7 protein-coding genes are annotated in these 6959 nt (G+C 55.7%); all 7 read right to left on the bottom strand.

Features of this window, described 5'->3' with window-relative positions; translation table 11 throughout:
* The coding region (locus ABIL25_10380; GenBank protein MEO0082673.1) for an RAMP superfamily CRISPR-associated protein at positions 1–794 on the bottom strand (794 nt) is incomplete at its 3' end.
* The gene (locus ABIL25_10375; protein ID MEO0082672.1) at positions 791–2290 is read right to left on the bottom strand and encodes a hypothetical protein; all 1500 of its coding nucleotides are present in this window, start codon (positions 2288–2290) and stop codon (positions 791–793) included. The genes ABIL25_10375 and ABIL25_10380, both read right to left, overlap by 4 nt.
* Positions 2290–4344 (bottom strand): hypothetical protein, encoded by a 2055-nt coding sequence (locus ABIL25_10370; GenBank protein ID MEO0082671.1) that lies wholly within the window; start codon positions 4342–4344, stop codon positions 2290–2292. The genes ABIL25_10375 and ABIL25_10370 overlap by 1 nt, the downstream gene beginning before the upstream one ends.
* Before the next feature lie 79 nt (positions 4345–4423).
* The gene (locus tag ABIL25_10365; protein MEO0082670.1) at positions 4424–4912 is read right to left on the bottom strand and encodes a hypothetical protein; all 489 of its coding nucleotides are present in this window, start codon (positions 4910–4912) and stop codon (positions 4424–4426) included.
* Between the two features lie 102 nt (positions 4913–5014).
* Positions 5015–5542: a hypothetical protein gene (locus tag ABIL25_10360; GenBank protein MEO0082669.1), complete on the bottom strand. Its 528-nt coding sequence runs from the start codon at positions 5540–5542 to the stop codon at positions 5015–5017.
* A gap of 165 nt (positions 5543–5707) precedes the next feature.
* Positions 5708–6175, bottom strand: coding sequence for a hypothetical protein (locus ABIL25_10355; protein MEO0082668.1), 468 nt, complete (start codon positions 6173–6175; stop codon positions 5708–5710).
* Between the two features lie 19 nt (positions 6176–6194).
* Positions 6195–6959 (bottom strand): hypothetical protein (locus tag ABIL25_10350; protein MEO0082667.1); only part of this gene is annotated, 765 nt, incomplete at its 5' end.

Here is a 6959-nt window from a genome sequence, read left to right as displayed (position 1 = left end):
GACGGATACAGCGGTCCGAACCGCACCGTGGTTTGTTTGAACAACCGGTCAAAGACATCGCCGTTGTTGTATCCGATAGCCTTGGCAACCGCCCCGCGGAAAGTTGCACCCGGGATGTAGTCCTCAGTCTCCATCAAATACTGCCGTGCCTTGAGCCGACTGGTGCGGAACTCCTCTTCCGGAACCAACCTGACTATGTATTCCGACTTGTCACTTCTTGCCAAGGTCTTCATGGCAACCGTTGCACCGCTCAGCTCTTCCTCGTCGAACTTGAAGTGACCAAGCCCACGCGACTTGGCAGCGCCGATGGCAAGCCCGGTGACCCGCAAAGCCTTCCAGAGGTCCTCCAGCAGTTTCTTCTGCTCTTCAGTCGGCTCGGTAGTACAGGTAATTTCTGCCCTGAACTCGGCGTCTTTCAGGAAAGGTGCGGTCGTCTCCCAGTCAAACAGCCGCTCGGTCTGTACCGTACGAGTGCGGCGCGAGATGGCAACCCCGACCCGGCGCTGATACCCGGGCGAGGCGCCGTCCTGCGCGTCTTTGTACAGCTCCCGCGCTTTGCCCAAGAGCTCAGCATCATCAAATCTAAGCAAACCGGTTCCAAAGATACTTCTTGCCTTGCTCTCGCCGAACAGCCGTTCTGCCTCGATGCTGAGCGCGCCTTTCAGCGCTGTTGCCGGAATAACCGGATACCCGTCGTGGTCGCGTGCGGTTGCCTTGTCCGCAAACCACGACGCGGTATGCCCGCCGATGGCAAGACAGTTCTCAGGCGTCAGCTTGATTATCCATCCTTTCATCCGCCCTCCAGTTCAGCAAGCTCAAGCAGGTCAAAGTAGCCGGTGTGATAGTCACCGTCTTCTTCCTTACTCACAAAATAGTCCTGCCACGCATCCGAATCTTCACGCTTGATGTCTTTCTCTAGTACTTCCTTCAGTTCTCGGTTTCTGGCTACCTGATAGGCAACGTTGAGCCGGGCCACTTCAGGATGCTCCAGCAGATGAACACCCAGGGACTTCAGTTGTGAGCGGGAGACACCCCGATCGTTCATCGCCTTGCGCACCTTCAGCAGGTTGTTACAGAACTCGTCCCAGGCATAAGGCTTGCGGGTCAGCCGGTACACGCGGCTGCTGCCCAGGTCTCTGGTGAGACACTCCTGACGCAGAGTCCTGATGTCGCGGTTGAGCGGAGAACCGCCTTTGATTACCAGCCAGTCAATCGCATCTTTGTCCCGTCCGCACACGTCAGCCAGTTCATAGCCGTAGTTCTTGGCGCTCTTCATCAGAGACTGAGCGTAGTCGAATAGATACCGAACCGGCAGATGGCAGTCGGCAATCAGGTATCCAATGTCCAGCCGCGCCTCGGGTGTCAGTTGCCCGTTGAGCTTGCTGTGGAATTCCTTCTGAATAGCAAGCACCGCGCTAAGCGCGCATCTTGCCGGCACGAGTATCAAGACGTCGTCTCCACCTGCGACAAGGTCGAGCCAGTGACCATCACCCGCGGCTTTCCGCGCTACTTCAAGGCAAGACTCTACCGCATCCGCAACGGCCTTTGACAGCTTCTGTCTTCTGTCCCAGTCGTTACCTAGCCGCGAGCCCATATCCCGTGCATCACAGTAGATGACCGCAAGGTCGTCCTCCTCGCCGTTATCCCGCCGCACCAGATCGGCAAGGTCGTGCGCCCGCTCAAGCACGTTCATTTTCACATTGTCGCGGCACGCCTTGCGCTTGGCCAGACAGGATGGACAGATACGCTTCTCATCGCCTTCGTACTTGTCATCCTGTTCGCTGGCCAGGTACCGGCCACACGACTCACAGCGCACAAGATACCCGGGAATCGGCTGCCACCCGGCTGACTCCAGGGCTTTCTCGTCCTTGCGTCTGCGCAGCTTGGCAGAAAGCGCCCGGAACGCCTCCTCGAACCACGCGTTGTCCCCGTCTGCCGGGCGCTCCAGCGGAACAAATACCGCGGTACAGGAACCAGTCACAGACGCCTTCTTGAATCCGCCCTCAATGCCCTGACACAGTGACTCAGCCTTGCTGAACGGCACAAGAACAAGGCCGGCTCCGCCGTTTGCGTAGCACACCGATTCACCCGGCAAGTCCTTCACGATGTCCCTGGCCATTTGGTCTATCCCTTTCACTATCAGGCTTGCACCGGCGATTTCCATCGGCTTGCTGGTGGCAAACACGTAGTCGTGAATCCGGTCCACGTCATAGCCGATAAGGGCTAGAGGCGGGCCGGCTGCACTGCCGTTCATCGCGCAGAGCTTCTCAATCAACTCCTTCATCTCCATCAGGTACTGCCTCCTTTCTTGTCCGGCTCCCACAGCAGAGTCTCATCACCTCCGCGAATGCAATACACGCCTTCAAAACAGATACCTGCATTGTTGAAGACCGTCCTCACTGACTCATACTCCTTGCCTATGCCTTCTGCCCGCTTCTGCACCAGCTTCTTGGTTTCGTCAGAGTCTCCCGCAGGCACGAGTCCGACGCGCAGTTTCCCTTCTTTGCGATAGAGGAACGCCAGCGCTATGCTCTGGTGCTCCTTGAAGTGCTCAAACTGCTTCCGCTTGAACTTAATCTGGTCCTGCAGGCTGACAACCTGCAGGGCCACGGTATCCTCAGACGACCTCGGAGAGGCGTACTTGGCAAAGGCAGAATAGCGACACTCCTTGTGATTCGACTGGAGTACCTTGAGCCGGTCTTGCAGGAACTTGACCTCGTCCTCGGTACGCTTCCTGCGTGCCTCCAGATACTCCGTACCGCCGATTCGGTCAGCCTGCACATCACACCCGTCCACAAAGCGCAGGATAGCCGCAAGCAGAAGCATATGCTCCGGCACGATGCCGTCGGGCAGACCTTTGCTGTCACGGAGCTCCTTCAGCTTGCTTTCTAGCGTCGGCCTCCTGCCCGTGAGTATGGCGTGGCCATACGGCTCATCAAACTCGGTCGCGCCGTTCTCGTTCAGAAGTTTCATCCTGCCGCGGTGATACTCGGCCAGTAGCGCAACTGCTTCCTTCTCCTTCTTGTCGTCAAGATAGCTGCCACTTCGGATAAGCCGAGCAGACGTATAATGGTGCCACTCGCGCACCAAAGACGGCATCAGGGCAATGGGCAGTTTCTTCCCGTTTACCTCATATTCCAGCGCCGAGTGGCCGATGTCGTGCAGCCAGATGGCGCAGATGAGCAAGTACAGGCCCAGAGAGCCGCCGACTTTGCCCAGCAAACCGTTGTCCTGATAGGCAGAAAACAACTGGTGTGCGAATCCCAGGAGCCTGAGCGTGTGTAACCGGGAATGTTCCACTGTTTCTGGTATCTGGTCGCCAATCCAGAGATGCTCCCACTCCTTCAGCTTGGCTTCCAGCTCCTTCCTGTGTTTGTCTTGCAGCATCGCCATCAGGTATCGGCCGTATCCGAACCTGGTGCGCGGCTCACCCAGAGAAGCGTTGACCACCAGTTCACCGAGCGAAGACCGGGGGTACTCAGTCTGGTGCTCCTTAGGAAGGAACAAGAACTTGAACGGCTCCGGGAGCCTGTCGTACTCACCGCTGCTAATCTTGCCACGAAGCACGTACCCGCGCACCTCATCAAGCCTCTGCCGGTCCCAGGCAACAGGCAACTCAGGCATTATGATGATGTGTGACGACTTTTCGTGCGCATAGCATACCCTGACGTCCTCACTGGTAAATCCCAGGAGAGAAAGCACGGGGATGATGCCTTTGTACCCGCCGGTGATATTCAGGTAGCGTTCGTCGTAGTTGCCGTTTTTCAACGGAGACTTGCGCAGCTCTTCTATTACGACCTTGGTCAACTCGGCCAGCCCGGCGTGGAACTGCTCCTTGTCCCCTACATCCAGCTCCACGCCGGATAAGACGTACCGCGGACTCACACAGACGCCGGAATACGCCGACTTGATAGCATCCTTGTTTGTCTCAAACCAACCCTTTATTAGTTCTGCAAACGACTTTGTCTCCTTTGTCGGCACGAATACAAGGTCAATAGAGACGGCCTCACCGTTGCGCTTTGGACTCAGTTTCTGAAACAGCAGCAGCAAACTCTGAATCTCAGCACAGGGTGCATCCTTGGCACCTGTTGCTACATTGAACCCGCAGAGAGAAGTCTTCAGCGTTTCCGTATCTGGCGGTCTCCTTTGTTTGAGGTCAAGCGTGAAGAACTTGTGCAGCTCGTTTCTCTGGTCCTGCGACAATCCGCCCTCATGCTCGTCCAGCATATCGCCCAAAAGCCTGTGGGTGTAATCCGTGCTCAGCGACTCACCGACCGTCGTTACTACGAGTATCCTCTTCATCACCCCTCCCTCACCGCTCCTCTCTTCCCTCTCATCACTCATGATTTATCACTCCTCCCTTTTCTCTTTCCCCTCTTCCCTCTTCTCTTCTCACTAACCACCAACCCCTAGTCTCTATGCACTATTCACTCCCCACTCTGCTCAGCACCAACTGGCAGATGCGGATACCAGGACGAAGGTGTAGCGGCAGCTGGCCGGTGTTGGTAATGAGAAAGAACAGTTCCTCGTTCTGCGTGCCAGGCTGGATAAAGCCAGTTGTGATGCTCAGGCTGAATCCGAATATCGCGGTACGAGCCTTTGGTGTTACCCAGCCGCAAAGACCGTCAGATAGCGTAATTCGCTCCACCGTCTTGCCAACCACACGGCAATTGGGCTGCGGCCAGGGAGCAACAATCGGCCCTTCCTGAGACGCTGTCCGCCGCCATACTACGTCAGAGTCAGCAAGAACGCACGCCGGGTCTACCATCTTGCCGCTTTCTCTGAAGAACCCAAATTCTGGCTTGAGCCTGAGCTCAATTGACGCCATACCAATAGCAGTCTCGTCGAACGGGTCAATCTTGAGCCATCCAGCTGCAATCTCCTTCAGAATTTCTGCCTTGCCGAGTATCATGTCAAAACCAGTGGAATGTGATATGTGACCAGTAACAGGCAACAAGACCGGAACAGACTGTCGCCCGTCGCCAATTTCCCGTCCTCTGTTGCCTGTGTCATTTCACTTCGGCCACATACCGACCCGACCATTTCTGACTTCTATCTCTATCCGAGTCCACCAGTCCCACTCCCGTATCCCACAATACCCAATGGCTCCATATATATCCCGATAACGCTTCCGGCAGCGCCGGGGCTCCACAATTTCCGGCGGCGACCGGGTCGGCTCCACATGCGCCTCGCCCGAATCAGTCCGTACAATCACCCAGGCATGCTCCACATCAGAGGCAAACAACTTACCCCTTATCACAACCGCTATGTCTGCCTCAAAGCCCATCTGCTCCAGAGTGTGTTCCAGTGCTGCGCTCATCTCAGTACAGTCAAATTCGTTCTCTTCGTAGTCAATGGGCCAGCCGATTGTCCCCAGGAACCTGCGTAAGTCGGCAACACTCGTGCGCCGAGGCCTATCCGTGTAGTACGAATCTATCGGAACCAGACTTCGGATTCTGGCGTCATATGTACCTGTAAGCTTCCAGTATTTCTCCTGGACCCCTTCCCAGCAGCGCTGTGGTACGATGACAAAAGATCTCAATCCGAAATCCGTGATGTGCCCAAAGACAGCTAGCAGCATGAAAAAGACAACCAGGAAAGCCGGAAGCACCACGAACAATTTGAATAGACAACCGAGTGTCTCAAAAAAATCTTTCGCCTTGCTCTGCCTCTCCACGCGACGTGCCTCTCACGTATCTTCCCCTTGTCACAGTCTGAATAGGACAAGCTGACATATCTTATCATCAGTCTTGAGCAGAACTACGTTCGGCCCGACGTTGCAGACAAGGAAGAAAAGCTGTTTGTCTCTGGTGCCGGGCTGGACAAACCCGGTTGATACCTGAAGATTCAGGCCGCGGAGCACGGTCCTGCCCCGCGGGGTAATCCAGCCCGCAATATCGTCAGGCAGCGAAATGCGCTCGCGAGTCTGGCACACGATGGTCTTGCCCGGCGGTAGCTCGATGCTGTTGCCGCCCTTCTTTAGCTCCAGTGCGTCTCCGATGTCAGCGTACTTATCAATGGTCAGTGGCTGGTCGCGTTTCTTAAGTTCAAAGTACTCGTTGCTTAAGAGCAGTTCTACCGATGCCGCCTTGACGTTTTCCTCGATGAACGGTTCTATCCGTACCCATCCTTTCTCCATCCCGGTCAGTATCGCTGAGCGGCTGAGTATACTCATAGTAATTCTTCCTCTATGTTTATGTTTTTGAGTCGAACTTTTCGGCTTCACAATACAGCAACAACTTCTGCACACGCTTGAAGTCGTTGGCCGCATCGCTGGATGACTTGTCGTATACCACAGCTTGCGAGAGGTTCCTAAGTTCTGCCACAAAAGCGGCCTTGTTGCTGAGCTTCCTATTCAGGAAAGCGTCAAGGTCAGAGACCGCTTTCTGCCGGGCCTTGACGACTTCTGGCTTCTCACCGACGAGTAACATATGAGCTGCTGTCACTATTTCGTCGGCAGGAGCCAACTCCGCAACCTGGTTGGCATCAAGGAGGTATACTAGCTTCTCCTTTCCACCAATTACTCTGCTGCCTAGGGAGAAGTCGCACGGAAAAGCAAGCGCGTAGATAAACGCCCTCAGGGTATCAATGTTATCAAGCAACTGCACAACTCGGGGATGCAGACAACGCGGGTCCTCGGATAGCACTGAAGGAAACCGCGCTTCGAGCATGGCCGCCTCTCGCTCACCTCGCAAAACATGTAAGGGAGCCGGGTCTCTCCGCGTCACACCGGCGCGATAAACCGATTCGGTATTCTTGATATTGACAAACCCCCGGGGCTTGACGAAGTGCTGCCCACGGAAGACAACGATCCGGTGGCGGTCGGTGAAGCCCGGTACCTGGACGTAGTTCTCGGCGGAGAGAGCCGCCTTTGCGGCCAGCAGCAGCGCGCGGCCGGGGGCCGAAACCGAGTCGTCCATGTAGTAGTGTAACCACTTGGCAACGCTGGTATCAATGGG

The sequence above is a fragment of the candidate division WOR-3 bacterium genome (assembly GCA_039801365.1).
In the GTDB taxonomy this organism is placed as follows: Bacteria; Hydrothermota; Tepidihabitantia; order Tepidihabitantales; family Tepidihabitantaceae; genus JBDRUN01.
Note: the sequence above shows the minus strand (reverse complement) of the source record. Positions and strands in the feature narration are given on the sequence as shown.

What these genes read in the sequence shown, in the direction of transcription:
- ABIL25_10375 (MEO0082672.1), bottom strand. Translation starts at nt 2,290, where the DNA reads ATGGAGATGAAGGAGTTGATTGAGAAGCTCTGCGCGATGAACGGCAGT.
- ABIL25_10370 (MEO0082671.1), bottom strand. Translation starts at nt 4,344, where the DNA reads ATGAGTGATGAGAGGGAAGAGAGGAGCGGTGAGGGAGGGGTGATGAAG.
- ABIL25_10365 (MEO0082670.1), bottom strand. Translation starts at nt 4,912, where the DNA reads ATGATACTCGGCAAGGCAGAAATTCTGAAGGAGATTGCAGCTGGATGG.
- ABIL25_10355 (MEO0082668.1), bottom strand. Translation starts at nt 6,175, where the DNA reads ATGAGTATACTCAGCCGCTCAGCGATACTGACCGGGATGGAGAAAGGA.